A 25,316-nucleotide genomic window follows, 5' to 3' on the forward strand; every position below is an offset into this window, starting at 1 on the left:
AACTCTCCAAAAAAGTTATGAATTCTAATAAGTAAGCACTTATTAGATAAGTTTATCTTAGCAATTTAAATGAAAAACGAGGTACGTTTTTCTTGACATACTGGTCGTTCTGTTCAGTTTTCAAAGATCAATTTTCTGCGTCGCTTTTTTTAGCGACCTTTATATCATATCGTGTTTCTCGTTTGTTGTCAACACCTTTTTAAAAACTTTTTTAGAAGTTCTATTTGTTTGATACGCGATTAAAATGTGTTTGAACTGACAACAAAAATAACTATACCATGGATAAATAAATAATGCAACAAAAAATGATAATTTTATCGAAAAAACTTCCATAAATCGACAAAAACCTATCCTAATAGGATTTTAAAAGGACGAGTATGCATATTTTTAAAAAGGAAACGTATATATGGAATAGAATATCAGTCGTATAAAGGGAGGTTTTAATATGAATCATTTTTATGTATGGCGACTGGATAAATTAAAATATGTAGGACTTATTATTATCCTTCTTGCACTCGCCATTACGTATGTATTGGTTGGACAAGGCAAATCGCTCTTCGTATTTTCTAATGAACCTTCATCTGTTTTCGTAAAAGGTAATAATAAAGAAAATGGGGTTGCTCTTACTTTTAATATTAGTTGGGGAGAAGAAAAGGTGCATGATATTTTGAAGGAATTAAAAAAACATGATGTACGCACAACGTTTTTCGTTAGTGGTGAATGGGCAGAGCGACATCCTGAGATTGTTGAAAAGATAGTGGAGGCCGAACATGAATTAGGAATGTTAGGCTATCATTATAAAAGTTATCTTGAACAAGATGTCGATCAAGTACGAAGAGACCTTTTACAGGCTAAAGAGATATTTAAGAAATTAGGTTATTCGAATGTTGAATTGCTTCGTACACCAAACGGTCACTTTAATGAAGAAGTTGTGGAGCTTGCAGAAAGTCTTGATTTAAAAGTTGTTCAATGGAACGTCAATCCAAATGATTGGAAAAACCCAGGATCTGAATATATTGTTGATACCGTTATGAAGGATACATCTAAAGGAGATATTATTTTATTACATGCATCGGACGCTGTTAAACAAACCGCAAACGCCTTACAAACACTTTTACCAGGGTTAAAAAAGAAAGGATTTGAATTTATCACGATCTCTCAAATGATGAACCAGGCTCAGGTAGAAGCGAAACTCGTAGAATAGAGAAAACAATGATAATTTTTTTACAAAACATAGAAGTTCCTAGTTCTGTTTCATTATAGTATTCATATGACTTCATTTAAAATAGAATATTCGTAATATGGACAAGGCTCTTTCTTCTTTAATATATATTGATACAATACAATTTCTCTTTTATTACATCCTGGGCTTTTTCTTCACGAAAAAGTATATCAATCATAAAAAAATCCTAACAAACAAAAATAATGTTAGGATTTCTTCGTTTTCTTCTTTGCATTCTTATTCGTGCCTTCTTTTGTACTCTTTCCATTTTTCGCTTTCTCATTCGCGTTTGCTTTCTGTTCTTTCTTCTTCGCCTTTTCTTGCCGTCTTTCTTCACTTGCCTGTATTTTTTCTGGTTCTTGCAAGCGATGGAGCATTATTATTTGATATGCGTTTGATACCAATAACGGAACAATCATTAGCCACTTGTAGGTACTACCTTCTGTACGTAATCCAGGAACCCATTCAAGTGTTGTCATCACAACCATTAAAAATAATGCTGGTATAAATGCACTTTTATTCGTTTCTTTTGCTTTAATGAACGCAATGATAAGACCAAAGGCTAAAATTCCCGCTGCAATGAGTACATGTGTATGTAATGAACTATCTTCATTTCCAATATAAGGAAAGTAAACGAGATCAAATAATACAAATGCAATCAATACAATTTGTACAGGAGACCAATAGGAGCGAAATAGATTTAAACCAAAGCGATGAATAAATAAATAAGCGAAAAATCCGGTCTGACTTACTACACTGAATACCAGTCCAAGTCCGAGGAAGAATAAGAGAACCCCAGCCAACTCTTTAAAATCAAATGGACTTAAATATTGTCTATATTGATCAGCTTTCACAAAAAAGCTTGTAATAAGTCCTGCTAGTCCACCGAAAAACAATGTTCTTAAAAACATTTTTACAACATTACGACTACCCAATATGATGTCCTCCTACCCAAATGTCACAATAAATCATTGTATCAATCGTATTTTAACATGAACAATAGGTTTTTTCCTTATAAAGTGCATATTTTTATTTTTCATATCCATATTAAAAACATATAGAGTGGGAGGTCATCGTCATGACTCATAAAATTTACCAAATAATCTATATCTCCATATTCTTGAGTATACTTGTAGCATGTGGTGGTGACAATACTGCCGGTAAGGATATGGATTATGAAGCAACTAAAAAAATGGTTGTTGATATATTAAAGACAGAAGAGGGAAAAAAGGCACTAAATGAACTGATGACGGAAGATAAGATGAAAGAAAAATTGGTCATTGATTCAGATGTAGTTAAAAAGTCCATTAATGGAGCGTTAGCATCTGAAAAAGGAAAAAAGGCATGGGAAAAATTATTCGAAGACCCTAAATTTGTAAAAAATTATGCAGAATCCATGGAAGATAGTTTAAATAAATTGATGAAGGACTTAATGAAAGATGCAGCATTCCAAAAACAAATGATTGAATTACTGCAAAACCCAGAGATGGAAGCGCAAATGCTAAAGGTGATGAAGAGCCAGAAGTTTGGTGAGCATATGGAAAAATCAATCCAAGAAACATTTGAATCTCCAATTTTCCAAGCAAAAATCCAAGAAATTTTATTAAAAGCTGCAACCGAGCAAGGAAAAACTGGTGGTAAAGAAAAAGAGGGTAGCGGAAGTGATGGTGGCGGTGGGAGTGAATAAAAAGATACAAACCAGATTCCTTCTTTTCTATAAATAAAAGCATCTCCCACTATATAGTAGGAGATGCCTTTTTATTCTTCTTCCATTTTAGCGATGACTTTCGACCCAATACGATGATATTCTTGTCCAATTGGGTGATCTTGTTGATAAACAGATGGTGCAAATTCATCTTCATCTTCATATGGTTGCATTAATGGTAAACGACCAAGAACTTTTGTTTTTAGAACTTCGGCAAGTTTATCACCGCCGCCTTTTCCAAAAACATACTCTTTCTTGCCAGTTTCTTCACTTTTGAAATATGCCATATTTTCAACGACACCAAGAATTTCATGGTCTGTTTGTAATGCCATTTGACCAGCACGAGCTGCAACAAATGCTGCAGATGGATGTGGAATCGTAACAATCACTTCTTTACTTGAAGGTAGTAATTCATGTACATCTAAAGCGATATCCCCTGTACCTGGTGGTAAGTCAAGTAATAGGTAATCTAAATCGCCCCACTCTACTTCCGTAAAAAAGCTTGTTAACATTTTACCTAACATTGGTCCACGCCAAATAATTGGTGAGTTATCTTCCACAAAGAAGCCCATAGAAACAACTTTTACACCAAAGCGTTCAACTGGAATAATCTTTTTCCCACGAACAACAGGACGCTTGTCTATTCCCATCATATCTGGAATACTAAATCCATAAATATCTGCATCAATAATTCCTACCTTTTTACCGAGGCGCATAAGAGCCATAGCTAGGTTAACAGTGACAGTTGATTTTCCTACGCCACCCTTTCCACTAGCAATGGAAATAAATTTCGTTTTTGTATTTCCGCCTAGTAAAGAAGCTTCTTTTTCTTTATTTATTGCAGGTTGGAATTCTTGAATGACTTCATCTGGTAATTGTTCAAAACGAAGTCCAACTGTTTTAGCGCCGTTTTTCTTTAAAATGCTTACAACTTCTTGTTGTAATTGCATTTGTTCAGCGGTGTTTATTTTTCCAATAGCAATCTTTACACTCACATGTTGCCTGTCTTCTTTTATATTAATTTCGCTAATTCCACCAGTTTCTTCTAATGTTCTATGTAAAAACGGATCTTTAACTGGGTTAAGTACTTTAAGAACTTCCTCTTTTGTTAACACAGTGCGACACCTTCCTTTTTCTTACATTTGTCATATATGATTGAAGGAAAATAAAACGTTCTCTTCCTCATATAGAAATAGGTTCACTTGCTAGTATAACACAAATCATATAAAACCTAAGTGATTTGAATCATTGATACGCACTGAATTAAACAAACACTTTTATTGATTATTCATCCGCTTCCTCGTCTTTCTCTGGTTCTTCCGTTAAATACCTTAAAATTCCTTCATAAATACTTCCTGCCATTTGTGATTGATACTCATCTTGCTTTAGAAATTGTAATTCTTCATGATTTGATAAGAAACCAATTTCTACTAATGCCCCAGGAACTTCTGCCTCTTTTAATAAATACACCCCATTAATAGGTAGGGTTTGTCGATTCGTATTTGCTAAATTTCGAATGATTTCCGATTGAACCATTTCAGCTAGATGGCGACTTTCATCATATTTTGGATAATAGAATGTTTGTGCCCCACGCCACTGACTAGATGACATTGCATTTAAATGAATGGAAATAAAGAAATCTGCTTTCTCATCATGAATTAATTTTAACCGGTTGCGAATATCTTCTGACTTTCGCTTTGATAGTCCTTTTGTCTGTGGACTTGCGAGATCTTCATCTTTTTCTCTTGTCAAATAGACAACTGCCCCGGCTTGTTGTAAATAGTCTCTTAGTTTCTTCGTTACTTGTAAGGTGATATCCTTCTCCTTTGTTCCATCCTTCCCTTCCGCTCCTCCATCTACCCCCCCATGACCGGCATCAAGTACAATGGTTTTTCCTGTTAGAGGTAATGCCCATGCTTCCCAAAAATTTGTATTTTTTAATGGGTACATAATAAGAAAAATCAATAATAGCACACCAAGTCCCCACCATATCCATTTATTCCATCGTTTCATGATTCTTCAACGCTCCTCATTTTGTTATCATCTGTCATCATTTTATGGGACAAGGCATCTTTTTATACCTTTTAAATTAGGAATCTATTTATTTTTTATAAGAAAATAAGAAAAAGTTATGAAAGTAATACATGAAACTTGTATAATCTATTTAGTAGATGCACATATTGAAAGATATCGGTATCATTTCTGATATTAGTGTATACTTTAAAGAATATTTTTTAATTGGAGGGGGATATATGACTAAAAAAAGATGGTTCCAATGGGGTGTTGGGATATTACTAACCTTGTTTATTATTAAATACTTTGTGGAAGTTAATTGGATTTTTTCTCCCTTAGCAATTATTGGGAAAGCTATCTTTATCCCTTTACTTATTGCGGGAATCCTTTTTTACATATCGGTGCCATTTCAGACTTTTCTCGAGCGAAAAAGAATTCCACGTTGGGGAAGTATCTCCATAATCTTCATGACTCTCATCATCGGTATTTGGTTTATTATTTCTATCATTGGACCACTAGTCACAAAACAGATTAACCATTTAGTCGAAAGCACTCCTCAAATTGTTACGGAAATAAGTAATTTAACAGATAATTTATTAGAACGACGAGGAGAATTACCTGAGGGGATTCAAGAAGAAATTGACGATAAAATAAACTCCTTGCATGTGTTCGCCTTTGATTTCGGAAAATGGATTTTGCAATTTTTCCAATCAATGATCCAAGCAACTTTCATTCTTATTCTTGTACCATTTTTCTTAATTTACATGTTAAAAGACCACGAAAAATTTAAACCTTTTATTTTACAATTTTTCTCTGGTCATACAAAAAAATGGTTAAAGGACACCATGCACGATATTGATACAGTGTTGAAGTCCTATATTCAAGGGCAAATTTTAATTAGTTCGATTTTATCTTTATTACTGTTTCTTGGTTACACCGTTATCGGTCTAAATTATGCTTTATTATTAGCAATCTTTGCCTTTTTCATGAATGTCATTCCATTTATCGGGCCATGGATTGCTTTTATTCCAGCTCTTCTTATTGCATTTTTCCAGGATCCTACCTTGGTGATTTGGGTTTCGTTAATTACCTTAGCTGCTCAACAAATTGATGCCAACTTAATTACACCAAACATAATGGGGAAATCACTCGATATCCATCCATTAACCGTTATTGCGCTTTTATTAGCAGCAGGGAATATGGCTGGTTTCCTAGGTATTTTACTAGCAATTCCAACTTATGCTGTTATAAAAGCCATTGTTAAAAACATATATAAACGACGACAAACAATTAAAAAGGCGGCAAGTCGGGAAATATAAACGCTTAACATAAAAACAAAAGCAAAAAAATAAACCCAGATTCTTGAATAGAATTTGGGTTTTACGTTGTTTTTGAAATGATCATACTGCTATTTTCCATTAACCACCAATATAACTCATATTGATCTTTTTACGTTTTTTCGCTGTTTCCTCTGTCCGTTCATCGGAATAACGGTCTCGTCTTCCTTGCCATACCTTCGTAATCGCCTCTGTCACTTCTTCATCTGTTTTGCCACTACGCACAATACTTTTTACATCAAAGCCATTCGAAGCAAATAAACAAGTATACAATTTTCCATCAGAGGATAGTCTGGCACGTGTACAAGAAGAACAAAAAGATTCGGATACAGATGTAATAAATCCAACTTCTGCACCATTATCAAGATATCGATACCGTTTTGCAACTTCTCCATAATATTTCGGTGTTGCCGGTTCTAAGTTGAAATGCTCTTCAAGTAAATGAAAAATTTCTTTCTTTGTAACTACTTTTTCAAAACTCCATGCATTATCATTTCCAACATCCATGAATTCAATAAAGCGTAAGGTAATTCCACGCTCTTTAAAATAGGTTGCCATCGGGATAATTTCTTGTTCGTTTACCCCTTTTTCAACAACCATATTTACTTTCACCGTAAAGCCCATTTCCTTCGCTATTTCAATATTGTTTAAAACTAAATCTGGTTTTATTCCACGGCCATTGATTTTTCCAAAAAGCTCTTTATCAAGGGCGTCTAAGCTTATATTTAAGCGGCGAAGTCCTGCTTCATAAAGAGCCTTTGCATGAGGCTTTAATAACACAGCATTGGTTGTTAGACCGATATCTTCAATACCATCAATATTAGCGAGTCTTGCAATCAGATCTGGCAATCCTTTTCGGAGTAGTGGCTCTCCTCCTGTGATGCGTAATTTCTTTACACCTAAAGAAGCAAATATTCTTGCTAAGCGTTCCATCTCATCAAATGATAGCAGTTCATTTTTAGGTAAGAAAGCATAGTCATCACCGAATATCTCTTTTGGCATACAGTACGTACAGCGAAAATTACAGCGGTCTGTTACAGATATTCTTAAATCGCGAATGGGGCGACCAAGTTTATCGATAATTGGCTCCATATTTGTATCCCCTTTCTGATAGATGTAGTATTCTTTAGCTAGATTAGCCACCACTTACTGGGGGAATTAAAGCACATACATCTCCTGAATGAATGGTGTCTTCTCTTCTCGCATATTCTTCATTCACAGCAACTTGTAAACTCATTCCTTTAAATTCTGGATAAGCCTGTTCTATCCAGTCTAATAATTGTTGAACAGTCATTTTTTTCTGTTTTAAAACTTCTTCTTCTTTTCCAGCCGTTTCTTTGGCTGCTGCAAAATATTTAATTTTTATCATCTGCTTTTACCTCCTTTTTCTGGATATTTTTTTTGTGCACCTATCCATTCTTCTCCATTTTCCCATATTTCTTTTTTCCAGATAGGTACCACTTCTTTAATCCGATCAATCGCATATTCATTGGCTTCGTATGCTGCTTTTCGATGTGGAGATGATACAGCAATTAAAACAGCGATATCAGAAATATGCAATTCACCGATTCGGTGGACAATGGCTACTTTTATGCCTGGCCATTTCTCTTCCATTTCCGCTCCGATCTCTGCCATTTTCTTCTCTGCCATCGGGATATATGCCTCATATGCTAAATATAGAGTTCGAACTCCTTTTGTCCATTCCCTTACATTTCCCGTAAAAACAGTTACTGCACCTGCGGATGGATGGAGAACATAATCCATATATTTTTGTACTTCAATTGGTTTAGTTACAATTTCAAAAGGTTTCATCATCAATCTCCCTTTAACCAGTTCAAAAGCCATGTATCTAATTGTTCGACATCTTCACGAGAGGCGATTAGTGGATAGGATGTATTTAATTCTGGACTTCCGACAACAAGCTTAATATCTTGTAATTGTTTTAGCTCTTTCCAATCTGATTTTTCTTTTACTAAGACAACTTTCGGTCCGGGTTCTTCCTTAAATCCTTCAATTAATAAAACATCTGGATGATCATTTGTTGCTAATTGTTTCATTCTTGTGAAATTTGGTGTTTCATTTAACATGATCTGCACAGCTCCACCACCAGATACAATAGATAAATCTGCACCATGTTGAAAAAACTTCATAGAGTCTGTTGTAGCATCTGGCATTTTCAACTTTCCATGTTTACCATGATGTCCATGTTGTTTAATAACGGATACAGTACACCCTTGTTCTTTCAACAAGCGAACCCAGCGGGAAACAAGGGTTGTCTTCCCGCTGTTTTTAAAACCAACTACATGTAATATTTTCATAGCCGCCATGTTTCCGCTCCTTGTTCCATACCTAACAAGAGAATATCTACTTTCATTCCTTTTTTATACCCTTTAGAACCTCTAGGTAAAACAATGAGACAGTTTCCACGTGCAATCGATGAGACAGCATTTGATTTATTGAAACCCGCTGGAACTGCCACAGGTCCTTCTTCTGTCATTTCCCATATTCCACGAATAAAACGTGTGTATGGATTTGCTTTTGGATAGTCTTCTCCAAGTGTAGCATAAATATGTGGTAAATAAGGTTTCTTCGCTCCCATCATACCGTTAATCGCTGGCCGTGTATATAGTTCAAATCCAGTGAAACAGGCGGAAGGGTTTCCTGATAAACCAAATAAAAGCTTATCTCCAAGTACAGCGACAGTTGTTACACTACCTGGACGCATCATAATTTTATCAAAAAGAACTTTCGCTCCTAATCTTTCATAAATGGCAGGTAAATAATCATAATCCCCTACAGATACACCACCAGTTGTAATGAGAAAATCTGTCTCTTGAAGTGCCTCTTCTACAATTCTTGTACATGCATCGATATTATCTTCCATCATGCCATAGGAGCGACAAGAAATTCCCATTCGAGCTAATTGTGCCTGAATCATCGGCCCGTTGGAATTACGAATTTTTCCTGGTTCTAATTCATCTGTTACATCTAATAACTCTGTTCCCGTGGCTAAAATACCAGCTACAGGACGTTTGGAAACAGTAACTTCTGCATAACCAAATGTCGCAAGTAAAGCAACTGTTCCAGGATGGATAACTGTTCCTTTTTCAATGAGCACTTCTCCGTTTTGAGCGTCTTCTCCTTTAAAAGAAACATTGTCATCCTTTTCAAGAGATCTTTGTATCGTAAATCCATTTTCCGTTCCTTTTGTTGCTTCTAACATCACAACGGCATCTGCATTTGGTGGCATAATGGCCCCTGTCATGATACGGTATGCTTCTTTTTCTCCAAGAGGCTTTTCACCAACATGTCCAGCACCAATTTCCCCAATCATTCGGAACGCAACTGGAGAATCTTTTGATGCTCCTTGAGAATCTTCCGCACGAATCGCATAACCATCATAGGCGGAGCGATTAAATGGTGGTACATCATGCGTTGCAATGATTGGTTCTCCTAACATGCGTCCATAAGCCTTTTCAAGTGGGATTATTTCTGTATCTAATGTAGGAGTATGCTCCATAACTAATCGAACTGCTTCAGAAACTGGAATTGGTTTTCGTATCTCTACCATATAAATCCCTCCATGATTGTCTATCTATTCTATCACTTTATTTCATTAGCCAAATAATTGATGATACAACTTTCTTCCTTTTGTTATATCCTTTAATCCATGAATTAATAATCTTCCATTCTGAAATAAAATACAACGATATTTTTCAACATGAAATTCGATGAAAAAATCTGTTACACGGTATGAAAGTTTCAATCGTTTTGCCATCTTTTCTCCATCTGCAATCGTTATATTTCGATTGGAATCTGGAACAACTTGAATAGTATCTCGCCCACATAACACCGCATAATTTGTTCCTTCTTGCTTCAATAATGCTGGATATGTTGGTTTTTCCGAACAAGTTGGACATGATTCATGTTTCATTCGTGAAATTCCCGCTTCAACAAAAGTGTTATTCCATACATCAAAATGATATAGCTTTTTTCGCATTGTTTTTGTATTTCCTGTCAACCACTTCAACGCTTCTGCACTTTGGGTTGCTGCAACAATTTGTACGGTTGGAGCAATAATTCCAGCTGTGTCACAGGTTTGATTCACAGCTGGAAGTACAGGTAACAAACATCTAAAACAAGCGGTCTTTCCTGGAATAAAAGGAAAAACAACTCCAGTACTTCCAACACATGCCCCGTGTATCCAAGGAATCTGCTGTTTCCAAGCCACATCATTGATTAATAAACGTGTTTCAAAATTATCTGTTGCATCCATGATAAGATCTGCATCTTTCACAAGATGTTCGAGTAATGGTCCATCCACATGGTCTAAAACAGTAACAATCTCTGCGTCTTGGCGGATCATTTCCAAACGTTTCTTTGCTGCAATAACTTTCGGTACCCCTTCTTGTGCATCTTTTTCTGTGAACAACTGCTGGCGTTGTAAATTAGACATTTCCACATAGTCACGATCAGCTATTGTTAGTTTCCCCACACCTGCACGAATCAATAGTTCAGAAATGGCCGTTCCTAATGCACCACATCCAACCATTACAATATGAGAGGTCGCTAATTTCTCTTGACCAGATTGACCAATTGGAGTGAATAACATTTGCCGTGAATACCTTTTGTCCACTATGTGCACTTCCTTTCTAAAACGGAGAAGGGAGTCCAATCATAAAGACTGGATTCCCTTTTTTTATTTACTGATGGTCTGTAATATCAGTAAATGTTCCAACATAACGAACTACTTCATCGGAATCATCGTTTACAGCACTGATCATTAAAAATTCCAAGAAGATATCGCCGTTTTTCTTTTTGTTCCATATTTCACCTTGCCATATTCCTGTTTCATTAATTGCCTTCCACATGGCATCATAATAGGCGGAATCATGTTTACCAGAACTTAGGATTCCCGGAGTCTTACCAATGACCTCTTTTTCAGTATATCCTGTTAGCTCGGTAAATGCAGGATTTATGGATAAGATTTTTCCGGAAGAATCTGTTACTAAAATTCCTTGACCTGTATGATCAAAAACTTCTTTTGAAAGTGTCATTTCGTCCATATAATACAACCATAGTACTAGAACTAAGCTGACAAGAGATACTTGTGAAAACGCCATAAACCCTATAGAATATGAACCTGTTAGAGAGAAGATTGCTGCAAGTAAAAGTGGAGGGAAGAAACCTCCTAGTCCACCCATCATCGAGACAATTCCGTTTACAGTACCTGCTTGTTTATTAAAGTAGAATGGCACCAATTTAAAGATAACACCATTTCCAATTCCAGATGTAATAGCTATTAGCATGACCCCTACTGTATATAAAGCAAGACCTGGAGAAAATGCTAAAATAAGCGATCCAATAGTAAGTCCTGCAAAGACGGTCATTAAAATAAATAATGGTTGGAATTTATCCCCAAGCCATCCACCTATAGGGCGTACCAATGTGGCAACAACAATAAAACCAGCTGTACGAATACCAGCATCTACTTTACCTAACTCAAAGAAATCCACAAGAAAGTTTGGTAAAAACACAGTAAAAGCAACGAAAGAACCAAATGTAATGAAATAAAATAAGGAGAACAACCATAGTTTTTCATTCTTATAAACACCTTTGATTTGTTCAACAATTGGGGTCTTTACCCTAGGTTCTTTACGGTCACCAAGGAAAAAGTTCAACAAAGCAAATGCAAGTAGTAAAATAAGATACAGTTTCACCGTTGCTACCCAGCCAATTTGTGTTGCAATTACTGGTGCTGCGAATGTGGTAACTGCTGTACCAATATTACCCATTCCATATATTCCATTAATTAACCCATGCTTTTCTTTTGGATAATATTTTGGGAGTGATGTAACACCGACCGAGAATACCGCTCCACCTATCCCAAGAAATGTTCCGCCGATTACTAAATCTGTAATGGATGAAGCTTGACTAATAAAAAACACCGGAAACAGTAGTAAAATAAAACTAATTAGAAAGACAAGCCTCGCTCCAAAAACGTTCGCATAATAACCCAGTGGAATTCGAAGTACAGAACCAAGCACAACTGGCACAGCAGTTATAATAGCTATCCTCTCAGGTGGTATATTTATGTCTGCGCGAATAAATGGTAATAGAGATGAAATCAATACCCAAACCATAAAGCCGACAACTAAGTTTGCTGTTTGTAAAGGCAACTGTATTTTTTTCTTCATTCATATCAGTCCATTTCCATGATAATTATAAAGTTTTTTTATGTTATAATAGGTCTTTCAAATCAACAATTGGTGTATATAATTGGTTAAATAAACGATCCTGTTCTTCTTTTTGAAGAATGTCTTTTACCATTGGAAAAACAATGGATTGTTCTTTGATAAAGTGTATGGTAATTGTTTCAAAGGCTTCTCCAGCATCATGAGTCACATCTTTAATATCTTGCATTGAAAAATCCTGTAAATTACCACGTGTATGATGGAGAAAATGACCTATATAGGCGTCGATTTCTTGATGTCCTTCCTCCACTGCTAAAATTGGGCCTTGCTCGTCACCAACGTACTTCGCAAGAGCTGGAAATAAGTAGGCCTCTTCCTTATCTGTATGATTTTTCAGTGGATCTAGGAATTCAATAATTTGCTTCCTAAGCTTCTCCAGTACATTACGTGCTTCTTCTAATGTGTAGCGGTCTTGTTCAATTCCAAGGACCATCGGGTGCCACTGATTCATTAAATAAGTTAAATATTGATGTTCATTTTCTAGAAGCCTTAATACAGGGAGATCAAATGTGAATTTCGTCTGACTCACCATCGTACCTACCTCACTTTTAAAAGTTCAATAATTTATGTTTCAATGCATATTCCACAAGTTGTGGCTTGTTTTTTAAGTTTAATTTATCCATTAATCTCGCTTTATGTGCTTCTACTGTTTTTACTGAAATATGAAGCATTTCTGCTATTTCCTTATTTCCGTATCCCTTTGCAACAAGAGGTAATACCTCTAACTCACGATTTGTCAACAGTTCGAAAGGGTCTGTTTCAACTACTTCTGCACCCGGTTCGAGAAATTCTTTAACAAGAGATGTGGCCATTTCTGGATGGATATAAGTGCCACCTTCATAAACCGTCCGAATGGCATGGAATAATTCTTCTTCCGGACTTTTTTTCAAAACATATCCGGATGCTCCTTGCTTTAATACATGAAACAAGTATTCTTCATCATCATACATCGTCAATATAATGACCTTTGTTTCTGGAAAGTCTTCTTTAATTTTACTAGTCGCAATCATTCCACTTTCACCAGGAGGCATACTTAAATCCATTAAAACAATATCTGGACGATGTTTTGCTACAAGATCATATGCCTCTAATCCATCGGCAGCAGTTGCGACTACTTCCATATCCTCTTGAAAGTTCAAAATATGCATAAAACCACTACGAACAACGGCATGATCATCTGCTATAATTATCTTCATTAGATTCGTCCTCCTTTTCCAGAGGAATGATTAAGGATATGGTTGTTCCTTTTTTTGGTTGAGATTGAATTGTCAGTTGCCCAAATACAAGGTCAGCTCGTTCCTGCATACCATATAATCCTAATCCGGTACCTTTCGGGTGAATATGCTCTACATTAAAGCCTATCCCCTCGTCATAAATATTTAAACAAAGTTTATTGTCTTTTTCTTGAAGCTGAACATGCACATCATCTACTTCGGCGTATTTCAAAGCATTAAAAACTGCTTCCTGACAAATACGATAGACAACTGTTTCAATTTCCCCTTCATAACGCTTTGCTTTTATATTAGATTCCAAATGAACAGAGAGTCCGAAATTTCTTTCTAATGATTTGAAATGCGTTCGAAAAGCCGCCTCTAAACCTAAATCATCTAATGTAGCAGGTCTAAGCTGAACAGATAAATGTTGAACATCATCTAGTAGTCGCATTAAAGACCCTTCTATTTGGACAGCTTTTTCCTTTACTTTTTCTGTAGCATTCATATACTTAAATAACCGAATATCAACGAGCAAGCTAACTAACTCTTGTGCTACACTATCATGTAATTCTCTAGATATTCGCTTACGCTCATTTTCCTGTGCACTTACGACTCTTCTCATTAATATTTTCTGAACTAATAACTCCTGTGTCTCAAACTGTTCCGACATATCCCGTAGCATAAATAGACGTGTTCCTTTTTCTGCATCAATTGTCTGAAATGTTGCTGTATAAGGCAATACTCCTTTTTCTTTGGTATCTAAATACACTTGAAAGGAACCTTCATTTTGTCCCGAATACAAATAACAGGAACGACATGTTCGTAAATCACTTTCACTCATGTACCCTCTACAAGTCATACAGATTGCAGCAGGATTTCCTGCCACCATCTCTTCTATAACTTCTTTATTCAGTATCTTCTCAGCTGCGGGATTCATTGAAATTACTTTTCCTTCTCGGTTAAAAAAGAAGATGATCTCTGTAGAATGGTAATACATCTTACTTAGTAAATCGAACAGACCTTTTTCTTTTTGATGCATTAGTATTCCACCACTTCCCTAATATGAAATGGAGATAGATTCATTTCTACATGTTGTTTAAACATAGAAAACTTCTCGGAATTCAGTCTGTTTGTTGCTCGAAAACCCACTAATAATACCCCTTTTACACGACCATCTAGTAGGAGCGGAACTGCCCCAAAACTCTTTAATTCTTCTGTCACTATAATCGGATAACCGAATAGTTCTTCTTTTGGAATGGTATGTTCTACATTTTCCACAAGCATCGGTTTTCCTGTTTTAAATACGATTCCCGCAATTCCCTTACCAGAATGTAGTACAATTCTTCGGTACCGTTCGCTTTGATTCCCAGTTACAAAAGTCCATCTTAGTTCATGATGTTCCCGTGACTGAGTCATTGCTATTCCGACAAAGTCAAACTTGTGTTGTTCCCTAATGGATTCGATTGCACCTTGGAAATCAAATTCCTCTTGTTTAATCATCATTTCCTCCCCCTGTATATTTATTTAATCAGCTAGCACGATTTCTTCTATACAGAATATAACTTCTTCTTGCGTAATTCAGTGGCACACTCCACACATGGACAAGCCTTGTAAATGGCCATAAAGCAAAGATAAGAAAGCCAGATAATACATGCAATTTAAATGCTAATGGTACAGAAGCCATTAGTGATGCATCTGGTCTTAGAATTAATAGGTCTCTAAACCAAATAGAGATTGAATCACGATAATCAAAGCCCGGAGTGAGTGTGTTCGTTACAAGTGAACTATAAACCCCTAGAATTACAATGAGTAAAAGTAATGTGTTTACAATTAAATCAGATCTGGAAGATAGTTTTCGTACATTTGCTTTCGTAAACCTTCTTGCTGTTAGTATAAGCATTCCTGCTAAAGTTACTACTCCGAAAAATCCTCCAACATAAACTGCCCCCATATGATACATATGATCACTTACACCAAGTGCTCTTGTCCATTCTTTTGGAATTCCAAGACCAGAGATATGGCCTAAAATGACTGGAATAATTCCGATATGAAAAAGAAAACTACCAATCATCAACTGCTTTTTCTCAATAAATTCACTTGATTTCGCTGTCCATCCAAATTGGTCATTTCTATATCTAAAAATATGCCCTACGATAAATATCGCTATACAAATATACGGGAAGATAACCCATAAAAATTGGTTAACCATTTGTTTAAACCCCCTGACGTTCTTGAACAATACACATTTTAAAGACTTCTCTCATTCCTCGAATAAGGTAGAAGTATGGGCTATTGTATTTTTCAAGTGCTTTCATTAAATGATAAGAACCATCTTCTAACACAGCTAATAATAATGAAAAACTCTCTTGGGCTCGTGGGTCCCCTCGCCATTCTGCTGCATAAATAAACTCACACATAAGTGGCAAATAATCGGAAAGCTCTCCATCAGGCATACTTAAGCCAAACATTTCATAAAGTACTTTTAATCTTGCTAACATTTGGCCGCGTTCTTTTGAATCACCAAACTTAACATGTGTCATAAACAATGTTGCATCTTTTTGGAAATCAAACGTATTCGTATACATTTCTTTTATTTCGTCTAAACTATACTCATGCATCAAATTCCAGTATGTTGAAATATCTTCAAATGCTGTATGAGAGGAGTCCAAAGACCCCTCCAAAACAGCTGGATGAAAGGTTAGCTTTTCCGGATAGGAAAGCTGTTCAGCGAAAAAACCGAATATGTGTTTCTCATCATATAATCGATTTAAATCAATCACGCCAAATCCCTCCATAGAAGTTCTCTTTATACATTTCTTCTCCTGTTTTACCAGGTTGACCAACAGGTCCACAACCATCACAGCTACCATTTGAACCCATAACAGAGAATTCTTGTTCAGGTGCAGAACCTGTACTACCTAATTCATCATATCCGGCAGACCCTTGAGAACGATATACATCCATATGTCCTTCCTTATGTGAGGTAGGGATAACAAAACGATCTTCATACTTAGCAATTGCAAGTAAACGATACATTTTCTTAGTTTGGTTGGCATCTAGCCCCACACGAGCAAGTTTTGACTCATCAAAGTCTTTACCAGATGAAATGGCACGCATATAGGAACGCATCATTGCCATTCGTTGTAATGAACCTTTTACCGTCTCTGTATCCCCTGCTGTAAGCATATTTGCTAGATACTGAATTGGAATACGCATTTCCTCAATTGCAGGGAAAATCATATCTGGATTTTTGATTGAATCTTTCCCTTCAAAATAGTTCATAATCGGGCTAAGTGGTGGTACATACCAAACCATTGGCAATGTACGATATTCTGGGTGAAGTGGAAACGCCAGTTTATGTTCGATTGCTAATTTATAAACAGGTGAATTTTGTGCCGCTTCAATCCAATCCTCTGCAATTCCATCTTTTAGTGCTTGTTCGATTACCTCTGGATCATTCGGATCTAAGAATAAATCACATTGTGCCTGATATAAGTCTTTTGGATCTGGTGTAGAAGCTGCTTCTTCCACACGGTCTGCGTCATATAGAAGTACTCCTAAATAACGAATACGACCTGTACATGTTTCGGAACAAACAGTTGGAAGTCCAGATTCAATTCTTGGGAAACAAAATGTACATTTTTCTGCTTTATTTGTTTTCCAGTTAAAATATACTTTCTTATATGGGCAACCTGTCATACAGTAACGCCATCCACGACATGCCTCTTGGTCAACCAAGACAATACCGTCTTCATCACGTTTATACATTGCTCCTGAAGGACAAGATGCAACACAACTAGGGTTTAGGCAATGCTCACATAGTCGTGGTAAATACATCATAAACGCTTGTTCAAAATTAAATTTAATTTCTTCTTCAATCTTTTCAATATTAGGATCTTTTGGTCCTGTTACATGGGCACCTGCTAGTTGGTCTTCCCAGTTTGGTCCCCATTCCAGATCCATGTTTTCACCAGTAATAGCTGATTTAGCTCTTGCTACTGGAGTATGATTACTGTCTTTTGCATTTGTTAATGATTCATAATCATAATCCCATGGCTCATAATAGTCTTTCATTTCTGGCATATCTGGGTTGTAGAAAATTTTCCCTAAGGCAATTTTGGATAATTTAGAACCGGATTTCAGTTCTAGTTTTCCATTTTTAACTTCCCAACCACCTTTATATGTCTCCTGGTCTTCCCAACGTTTTGGATAACCGATACCTGGCTTTGTTTCCACGTTGTTAAACCACATATATTCCGCACCTTCACGGTTTGTCCAAGTTGTTTTACATGTCACACTACATGTATGACATCCAATACATTTATCTAAGTTCATCACCATTGCAATTTGTGCTTTAATCTTCAAGCCAGTCAACCTCCTTCATTTTACGGACAGCAACATATTCATCACGCTGGTTACCGATCGGACCATAATAATTAAATCCATAGCTTAATTGTGCATATCCACCAACCATTTGTGTTGGTTTTAAATGAATACGGGTAGGTGCATTATGGCTTCCCCCACGCTCTCCTGTAATTTCTGAACCTGGAACTTGGATATGCTTGTCTTGCGCATGATACATAAACATCGTTCCTTTTGGCATTCTGTGGCTAACAACTGCTCTTGCTGTAACAATACCGTTTCGGTTATATACTTCTAACCAATCATTATCATTGATTCCATGTTCTTTCGCATCTACATCTGATATCCAAACAGTTGGTCCACCACGGAATAGGGTTAACATATGTTTGTTATCTTGATAAGTTGTATGGATATTCCATTTTCCATGTGGTGTTAAATATCTTAAAACAAGAGCATCCTGACCACCAACGATTTTCTTATCTCTTGGTCCGAGCACAAGTGGTGGTAATGTTGGTTTATAGACTGGCAATGCTTCTCCATAGTTCATGAAGATTTCATGATCTAAATAATAATGTTGTCTTCCTGTTAATGTTCTAAATGGTACTAAACGCTCAATATTCGTAGTAAATGGTGAGTACCTTCTACCCGATTTATTAGAACCACTAAAGACTGGCGTTGGGATTACTTCACGTGGTTGAGCAGTAATATTAGCAAATGTAAATCGCTCTGCTGCACGGTCTTGAGAAATATCCTTTAATTCAACACCTGTATCTTGTTCAGCTGATTCATATGCACGTTGTGATACACGACCATTTGTTGCTGATGATAAAGTAAGCATTGCTTCGGCAGCATTTTTCCCAGTCAATAATTTCGGTAGACCATTTTTAATGGTGTCATCATCATGAATTCCGTTAATTCCTTTTAACAGTTCATATTCTTCTGCTACAGAAAAGCTAACTCCGTGTGCACCAACTTTACCAGTAGACAAGTTAGGTCCTAATGTAACGTATTTATCGTAAACTTTCGTATAATCGCGTTCAACGATCTTCATGTTTGGCATTGTCTTACCGAGAATAGGTTCAACTTCACCTTTTTTCCAGTCCTTCACTTGACCATATGGCTGTGCAATTTCCTCGATGGAATCATGACCAAGTGGTGCTGTTACTAAATCTTTGTACACGCCTGGTAAATGTGTTTTTGCCATTTCGGAAAATGTCTTAGCAATAGACTTATAAATATCCCAATCAGAACGTGATTCCCATAATGGGTCTACCGCACGATTAAACGGGTGAACAAATGGATGCATATCCGTTGATGAAAGGTCTTCTTTCTCATACCAAGTTGCTGTAGGTAAAACAATATCCGCATATAACGGTGTTGTTGTCATTCGAAAATCAAGTGCAACTAGTAAATCAAGCTTTCCTTCCACTTCTTCACGCCATTTAATTTCTTCTGGCTTCATATCTTCATTTGGTTCTGCAATCAGATTACTTGATGCACCTAATAAATGCTTCATAAAGTATTCCTGACCTTTTGCAGAACTTGAAATCAAGTTCGAACGCCATACAAATAATGTACGTGGGAAGTTTTCTTCCGCATCCGGATCTTCTACAGCAAAGCTAGTTTCACCAGAAACAATTTGTTCTTTAGTGTAATCAATAATTTCTTCGTCTGTTGTTTTTCCATTCTTAGCTGCTTCTTCTGCAAAGAGTAAACTGTTTTTATTAAACTGTGGGTATGATGGCAACCAACCAAGTCGTGCTGCTAAAACGTTATAATCAGCTGGATGTTGATAATGTTTTTTATTATTTAATGGAGAAAGCAGTGTGTCTGTTCCTGCCTCTTCATACTTCCACTGATCTGTTGCAAAGTAAAAGAATGATGTAGCATTTTGCAGGCGCGGTGGTGCTTGCCAGTCTTTCGCAAAGGCAATATTGTTCCATCCTTCAATTGGACGACATTTCTCCTGTCCAACATAGTGGGCCCAACCTCCACCATTTACACCTTGAGATGCTGTCAATGTTACTAGATTTAAAATAGAACGGTAGATTGTATCACTATTAAACCAGTGGTTAATTCCCGCTCCCATAATAATCATGGAACGTCCATCTGTATCAATGGCATTTTGAGCAAATTCAACTGCAATTTGCGTTACAAGTTCTGGTTTTACATTTGTAATTTTCTCTTGCCATGCTGGAGTATAGAAAGATGTTTCATCATCATATCCTGTTGCTTCTAAGTCACTTCCGATACGGTTAACACCATATTGACTCAACATTAAATCATAGACAGATGTAACAAGATGTTCGGAACCATCTTCGAATTTCACTTTCTTTGCTGGGATTGGACGTTCAAATGTTCCGTTACCATTATTATCAAAGTATGGGAATGAAATTGTTTCCCACTCTGCACCATGTTGCTCAACAGATAATGCTGGTTCAATACGAGATCCGTCTTCATTTTCAAGAATAAGGTTCCATTTCGCATCTTTTTCCCAACGCTGTCCCATTGTTCCATTCGGGACAATGATTTCTTCTTTTGCTTCATCTAAAATAACTGGTTTCCACTCTGCATGTTCAGATGCATTTCCTATGTCACTTGCACGTAAGAAACGACCTGCTTTATATACTCCATCCTTATGTTCATCTAGTAAGATAAGGAATGGCATGTCTGTATATTGTTTAGCATAGTTTAAAAACATCGGTTCTTTTCTTTTTTCATAAAATTCATCTAAGATAACATGTGTCATTGCTTGAGCAACAGCAGCATCTGTACCCGGATTTGCTGAAATCCAATCATCTGCATGTGTCACACTCTCAGCATAGTCAGGTGCAACAGAAACTACTTTTGTTCCTTTATAACGTACTTCTGTCATGAAATGCGCATCTGGTGTACGTGTTAATGGAACATTCGATCCCCACATAATGATATATCCTGAGTTAAACCAATCACTTGATTCAGGCACATCTGTTTGTTCTCCCCAAATCTGTGGTGAACTTGGTGGCAAGTCTGCATACCAGTCATAGAAACTAAGCATCTCTCCTCCTAGTAATGAAAGGAAGCGAGCACCGGATGCATAGCTAACCATGGACATTGCAGGAATCGGTGTAAATCCAGCAAGACGGTCTGGACCATATTTTTGAATGGTATAAATAAGTTGTGCTGAAATAATTTGTGTTGCATCTCGCCAGTGAATTCGGACATGTCCACCTTTTCCACGAGCTTTTTTATATTCATTCGCTTTCTCTGGATCTTCTACAATACTTGCCCATGCTTTCACAGGGTCTTGATGTTCTGCAATGGCATTTCTCCATAGACGCCATAATTTCCCTCTTATATAAGGGTATTTCACGCGAAGTGGGCTATACTCATACCATGAAAATGATGCTCCACGCGGACAGCCACGTGGTTCAAATTCAGGCATATCCGGACCACATGATGGATAGTCAATTTGTTGGTTTTCCCATGTAATAATTCCATTTTTAACAAAGACTTTCCAACTGCATGATCCTGTACAGTTCACCCCATGGGTTGTACGGACAACTTTATCATGTGACCAACGTTGTCGGTACATATCCTCCCACTCTCGACTTTTTTCTTCTAAAACTGACCAATTTCCAGAATAACGTTCTACAGGTTTCAAGTATTTTAAACTAAATGTTTTCTTCTTCATTGAATAAACTCACTCCTTTTCAGAATGACAAGAAAAAAGTAACTTTATCATCTATATTCTATGTTAGTAGACTACCTTTCTACTTCATATTAGGGAATTCCCTATATCCGAAAAAACCAAACTAATTTTGTCGAATTTGTTACAGCAGAGGCTTATCCAGTGGTGAGGAAATCCCGATATATACTTTGGAATCCCGATATATACTTTGGAATCCCGATATATACTTTGGAATCCCGATATATACTTTGGAATCCCGATATATACTTTGGAATCCCGATATATACTTTGGAATCCCGATATATACTTTGGAATCCCGAAAAAGGTGATTCCCTTGAGGGAATCACCTTTTTCTTCACATTATAACGATTGAATATCTAATATTTTTACTACCATCTTGCCGTGTGGTGTATGCACCAATACTTTATCATTTATTTTATTTCCTAAAAGAGACTTAGCAAGAGGGGACTCATTAGATATTTTACCAACGAAAGGATCTGATTCTGCTACACCCACAATAGTATATACTTCCTTCTCGCCTTCTGGAAATTCTTGAATCGTAACCGTACTTCCTAGAGTTACATAATCAGTAGTCTCTTTTTTAATTATCTCGGCATGTTGAATCATCTTTTTTAATTTTGCTTGGTCTCTCTTTAAAGTAGTAAGCTCTTCTAAAGCAGCTTCATATTCTGAGTCCTCATTAAAGTCACAAAAATCTCTTGCCCTTTTTATTCGTTTATCTACTTCCGGACGTTTAATCGTTTCAAGCCAATGTAGTTCCTCCTTTAGTTTTTCTAGTCCTGCTTTTGTCATTGGATATTTTTTCATGATACTAACCCTCTTTTGTCAACTAATGAATTACGAGACCATTGTAATGAAAAAGCTGATCCCCTACAGGAAATCAGCTTTTTCTGTTATTATTCAACATCATAACCTTGATCTTCTACAGCTTCACGAAGTGCTTCTTCTTTTACTTTTGATTCATCATGCGTAACATCAACCTTACCGGATGTAAGATGAACCTCTACGCTGGATACACCATTTAATTCTTCAAGAGCACCTTTTACTGCTGCTTCACAATGACCACATGTCATTCCTTGTACATTTAAAGTTGTTTTCATTTTCTCTATTTCTCCTTTCAAAACCTTATATTTTTATATTTTAACTCGCTTCAATCGAAGTGAGTTAGAAACAACACTAACAGAACTAAATGCCATGGCAGCTCCTGCTATCCATGGGGCTAATAAGCCAAGTGCAGCGATTGGGATACCTGCACTATTATAGGCGAATGCCCAGAATAAGTTTTGTTTAATATTTTTTATTGTAGCATGACTTAATTTTATCGCCCTTGGTATCAGTAGTAACTCTCCGCCTAGGATTGTTACATCAGCTGCTTCGATGGCAATTTCTGTCCCTGTTCCTATTGCAATTCCGATATCAGCTGTTGCAAGGGCAGGGGCATCATTAATCCCATCACCAACCATCGCTACTTTCTTTCCTTCTTCTTGAATTTTCTTCACATGGGCTGTTTTTTCTTCTGGAACCACTTCAGCAATGACACGATCAATACCAACTTGTTTTGCAATGGTTTGGGCAGTTCTTTCATTATCCCCTGTTAGCATCATTACATCTATTCCATCTGCTTTTAGTTGTGTAATCGCCTCTTTTGCAGTGTCCTTTATCGTATCTGCTACTGCTATCATCCCTTTATATCTGCCGTCAACAGCAATTAACATAGATGTCTTTCCCTCTAGTTCATAGGATGACATTTCTTTTTCTAAATAGGCGACATGAATATCATTTTTCTTCATTAGACCTCTTGTTCCTGCAAGAACTTTTTTTCCGTCGATGGTGGCTTCGATACCATGGCCCGGTATTGCTTGAAAGTCATCTACATCCATTAATTCAATGTCCTGTTCTGTCGCATAGGCAACAATAGCTTCTGCTAAAGGATGTTCGGAATTATTTTCAGCACTTGCAAGTAATTGTAAGGTACTTTTATTACCCGTATAATCCGTTACCTCTGGCTTACCTTTTGTAATTGTTCCAGTTTTATCAAAAATAATGGTATTTATTTGATGGGTTCTTTCTAAATGTTCCCCACCTTTAAATAAAATTCCACTTTCCGCTGCTCTTCCAGTCCCTACCATAATAGATGTCGGGGTGGCGAGTCCCAGCGCACATGGACAAGCAATAACAAGCACCGCAATAGAAGCTACTAAAGCTGGCTCAAATTCACCTGGTGTAACAAGTGTGAACCAAATAATAAATGTAAGTATAGCTATACCAACGACAATTGGTACGAAATAACCAGAAATGACATCTGCTAATCGTTGAATAGGTGCTTTTGAACCTTGGGCATCTTCTACAGCTTGAATGATAGATGCAAGTGCAGTGTCTTTTCCTACCTTTGTTACTTCCATTTCAACCGTTCCATTTTTATTGATGGTTGCTCCAATGACAGGGGCCTGAATCTCTTTTTTAATTGGAATCGACTCACCTGTGATCATTGATTCATCAACATACGTTTTTCCTTTTACAACGATACCATCCAAAGGTATTTTTTCCCCTGGTTTGACAATGACATGTTCTCCCTCTTTCACATCTTGGATTGGAACCATGACAGCCTGTCCATCTCTTAGTACACGAGCCTCTTTAGCTTGAAGTTGAAGAAGTTTTGAGATGGCTTCTGTTGTTCTACTTTTGGCATTTGTTTCTAAGTATTTTCCAAATAAAATTAATGTAATTAAGATGGCACTTGTTTCAAAATACAGATGTGGGGTATATGATGGATCGCCAATTGTTCGAATAGCCTCAAATAAACTATAAAAATATGCCGCACTCGTTCCAAGCACTACTAAAACATCCATATTTGCGCCACCACTACGCAAGCTCTTATATGCTCCTACATAAAATTGCCACCCAATTATAAATTGAATTGGGGTAGTTAATAGAAACTGAAACCACGGATTCATTAAAGTTTCTGGAATAGCAATTCCGAATAAATGATCTAACATCGTCATCAGTAGAGGAATTGAGAGAATAGCAGAAATAATTAATTTGGCCTGCATTGTTTTTACTTCTTTTTCCTTCTGTGTCTGTTTCTCTTCTTTATTTGCCTTTTCCTTTGCATCATAGCCTAGTTTACCGATTTTCTCGATAATCGCTGTTTGATCTAGCATTCCAGGATTATATTCAACTGTTGCTGTTTCATTGGCTAGATTAACGGATGCCTGTTGGACCCCTTCTTGCTTATTAAGCACCTTTTCTATTCGAGATGAACAAGCGGCACAGGTCATTCCATAAACATCAAGTTCTACCTTTTCAACATGAACACCATAGCCTAATTTTTCTATTTTATTTGTGATATCCTCTATGGAGCTAGTTTCTGGGTCATAATGAATATTCGCCTTTTCTGTCGTTAAATTCACTTGTGCATTTACACCATCCATTTTATTTAACACCTTTTCAACACGACTAGAACAGGCAGCACAAGTCATTCCTGTCACACCAACAGTAATTTGCTTTTCTTTACTCAT

Annotated in this window: 25 protein-coding genes; 3 read left to right on the forward strand and 22 right to left on the reverse strand. The window is 36.7% G+C overall.

Annotation, left to right across the window (positions count from 1 at the left end; translation table 11 throughout):
- Positions 1-445: 445 nt before the first annotated feature.
- The gene (gene pdaB / locus FHP05_RS14540) at positions 446-1,204 is read left to right on the forward strand and encodes a polysaccharide deacetylase family sporulation protein PdaB (protein WP_147670603.1); all 759 of its coding nucleotides are present in this window, start codon (positions 446-448) and stop codon (positions 1,202-1,204) included.
- Positions 1,205-1,428: 224 nt separating this feature from the next.
- Here the strand turns inward: pdaB and FHP05_RS14545 are convergent, their stop codons facing one another.
- Entirely contained in the window at positions 1,429-2,157 is a 729-nt protein-coding gene (locus FHP05_RS14545) for a KinB-signaling pathway activation protein (protein WP_147670605.1), read from the reverse strand.
- 143 nt (positions 2,158-2,300) lie between these two features.
- Here FHP05_RS14545 and gerD point away from each other — a divergent pair, with 143 nt between their 5' ends.
- Positions 2,301-2,909, forward strand: coding sequence for a spore germination lipoprotein GerD (gene gerD, locus FHP05_RS14550; protein WP_147670607.1), 609 nt, complete (start codon positions 2,301-2,303; stop codon positions 2,907-2,909).
- Positions 2,910-2,980: 71 nt separating this feature from the next.
- Here gerD and FHP05_RS14555 read toward each other — a convergent pair whose 3' ends face one another.
- Positions 2,981-4,042, reverse strand: a complete 1,062-nt coding sequence (locus tag FHP05_RS14555; RefSeq protein ID WP_147670609.1) for an Mrp/NBP35 family ATP-binding protein — start codon at positions 4,040-4,042, stop codon at positions 2,981-2,983.
- Positions 4,043-4,211: 169 nt separating this feature from the next.
- Positions 4,212-4,940, reverse strand: a complete 729-nt coding sequence (gene cwlD / locus FHP05_RS14560; protein ID WP_147670611.1) for an N-acetylmuramoyl-L-alanine amidase CwlD — start codon at positions 4,938-4,940, stop codon at positions 4,212-4,214.
- Positions 4,941-5,179: 239 nt separating this feature from the next.
- Here cwlD and FHP05_RS14565 point away from each other — a divergent pair, with 239 nt between their 5' ends.
- Entirely contained in the window at positions 5,180-6,259 is a 1,080-nt protein-coding gene (locus FHP05_RS14565; RefSeq protein ID WP_147670613.1) for an AI-2E family transporter, read from the forward strand.
- Positions 6,260-6,358: 99 nt separating this feature from the next.
- On the opposite strand, the gene moaA is transcribed toward FHP05_RS14565, so the two are convergent.
- The 19 genes from moaA to FHP05_RS14660 form a co-directional block, all read right to left on the reverse strand.
- Entirely contained in the window at positions 6,359-7,369 is a 1,011-nt protein-coding gene (gene moaA, locus FHP05_RS14570; RefSeq protein WP_147670615.1) for a GTP 3',8-cyclase MoaA, read from the reverse strand.
- A 43-nt stretch (positions 7,370-7,412) separates the two neighbouring features.
- Entirely contained in the window at positions 7,413-7,646 is a 234-nt protein-coding gene (gene moaD, locus FHP05_RS14575) for a molybdopterin converting factor subunit 1 (RefSeq protein ID WP_147670617.1), read from the reverse strand.
- Positions 7,643-8,089, reverse strand: a complete 447-nt coding sequence (locus FHP05_RS14580) for a molybdenum cofactor biosynthesis protein MoaE (RefSeq protein WP_147670619.1) — start codon at positions 8,087-8,089, stop codon at positions 7,643-7,645. The genes moaD and FHP05_RS14580 overlap by 4 nt, the downstream gene beginning before the upstream one ends.
- Before the next feature lie 2 nt (positions 8,090-8,091).
- Positions 8,092-8,604, reverse strand: a complete 513-nt coding sequence (gene mobB / locus FHP05_RS14585; protein WP_147670621.1) for a molybdopterin-guanine dinucleotide biosynthesis protein B — start codon at positions 8,602-8,604, stop codon at positions 8,092-8,094.
- Positions 8,592-9,848 (reverse strand): molybdopterin molybdotransferase MoeA, encoded by a 1,257-nt coding sequence (locus FHP05_RS14590; protein ID WP_147670623.1) that lies wholly within the window; start codon positions 9,846-9,848, stop codon positions 8,592-8,594. Before FHP05_RS14590 ends, mobB begins: the two co-directional genes overlap by 13 nt.
- A 45-nt stretch (positions 9,849-9,893) precedes the next feature.
- Positions 9,894-10,913 (reverse strand): ThiF family adenylyltransferase, encoded by a 1,020-nt coding sequence (locus FHP05_RS14595; RefSeq protein WP_147670625.1) that lies wholly within the window; start codon positions 10,911-10,913, stop codon positions 9,894-9,896.
- A gap of 67 nt (positions 10,914-10,980) precedes the next feature.
- The gene (locus FHP05_RS14600; RefSeq protein WP_147670627.1) at positions 10,981-12,474 is read right to left on the reverse strand and encodes a nitrate/nitrite transporter; all 1,494 of its coding nucleotides are present in this window, start codon (positions 12,472-12,474) and stop codon (positions 10,981-10,983) included.
- A gap of 43 nt (positions 12,475-12,517) precedes the next feature.
- Positions 12,518-13,063 (reverse strand): hemerythrin domain-containing protein, encoded by a 546-nt coding sequence (locus FHP05_RS14605; protein WP_147670628.1) that lies wholly within the window; start codon positions 13,061-13,063, stop codon positions 12,518-12,520.
- Between the two features lie 16 nt (positions 13,064-13,079).
- The gene (locus FHP05_RS14610) at positions 13,080-13,727 is read right to left on the reverse strand and encodes a response regulator (protein WP_147670630.1); all 648 of its coding nucleotides are present in this window, start codon (positions 13,725-13,727) and stop codon (positions 13,080-13,082) included.
- Complete coding sequence (locus FHP05_RS14615) at positions 13,705-14,784, reverse strand: sensor histidine kinase (RefSeq protein WP_147670632.1); 1,080 nt, start codon at positions 14,782-14,784, stop codon at positions 13,705-13,707. Before FHP05_RS14615 ends, FHP05_RS14610 begins: the two co-directional genes overlap by 23 nt.
- Positions 14,784-15,245 carry a GAF domain-containing protein gene (locus FHP05_RS14620; protein WP_230974017.1) on the reverse strand — a complete coding sequence of 154 codons (462 nt, stop codon included), beginning with the start codon at positions 15,243-15,245 and terminating at the stop codon, positions 14,784-14,786. Before FHP05_RS14620 ends, FHP05_RS14615 begins: the two co-directional genes overlap by 1 nt.
- Before the next feature lie 28 nt (positions 15,246-15,273).
- Positions 15,274-15,954, reverse strand: coding sequence for a respiratory nitrate reductase subunit gamma (gene narI, locus FHP05_RS14625; RefSeq protein WP_147670636.1), 681 nt, complete (start codon positions 15,952-15,954; stop codon positions 15,274-15,276).
- Between the two features lie 4 nt (positions 15,955-15,958).
- On the reverse strand, positions 15,959-16,525 hold the full coding sequence (narJ, locus tag FHP05_RS14630; protein ID WP_147670638.1) for a nitrate reductase molybdenum cofactor assembly chaperone: 567 nt from the start codon (positions 16,523-16,525) through the stop codon (positions 15,959-15,961).
- Entirely contained in the window at positions 16,518-18,110 is a 1,593-nt protein-coding gene (gene narH / locus FHP05_RS14635; protein ID WP_147670640.1) for a nitrate reductase subunit beta, read from the reverse strand. The genes narJ and narH overlap by 8 nt, the downstream gene beginning before the upstream one ends.
- Positions 18,100-21,780, reverse strand: a complete 3,681-nt coding sequence (locus FHP05_RS14640) for a nitrate reductase subunit alpha (RefSeq protein ID WP_147670642.1) — start codon at positions 21,778-21,780, stop codon at positions 18,100-18,102. The genes narH and FHP05_RS14640 overlap by 11 nt, the downstream gene beginning before the upstream one ends.
- 152 nt (positions 21,781-21,932) lie before the next feature.
- Entirely contained in the window at positions 21,933-22,124 is a 192-nt protein-coding gene (locus tag FHP05_RS14645) for a hypothetical protein (RefSeq protein ID WP_147670644.1), read from the reverse strand.
- Positions 22,125-22,137: 13 nt separating this feature from the next.
- Positions 22,138-22,605, reverse strand: coding sequence for a transcription elongation factor GreA (gene greA / locus FHP05_RS14650; RefSeq protein WP_147670646.1), 468 nt, complete (start codon positions 22,603-22,605; stop codon positions 22,138-22,140).
- A gap of 89 nt (positions 22,606-22,694) precedes the next feature.
- Positions 22,695-22,898, reverse strand: a complete 204-nt coding sequence (gene copZ, locus FHP05_RS14655; protein ID WP_147670648.1) for a copper chaperone CopZ — start codon at positions 22,896-22,898, stop codon at positions 22,695-22,697.
- Positions 22,899-22,931: 33 nt separating this feature from the next.
- The gene (locus FHP05_RS14660; RefSeq protein ID WP_147670650.1) at positions 22,932-25,316 is read right to left on the reverse strand and encodes a heavy metal translocating P-type ATPase; all 2,385 of its coding nucleotides are present in this window, start codon (positions 25,314-25,316) and stop codon (positions 22,932-22,934) included.

This window comes from Cerasibacillus terrae (assembly GCF_008039555.1).
In the GTDB taxonomy this organism is placed as follows: Bacteria; Bacillota; Bacilli; order Bacillales; family Amphibacillaceae; genus Cerasibacillus; species Cerasibacillus terrae.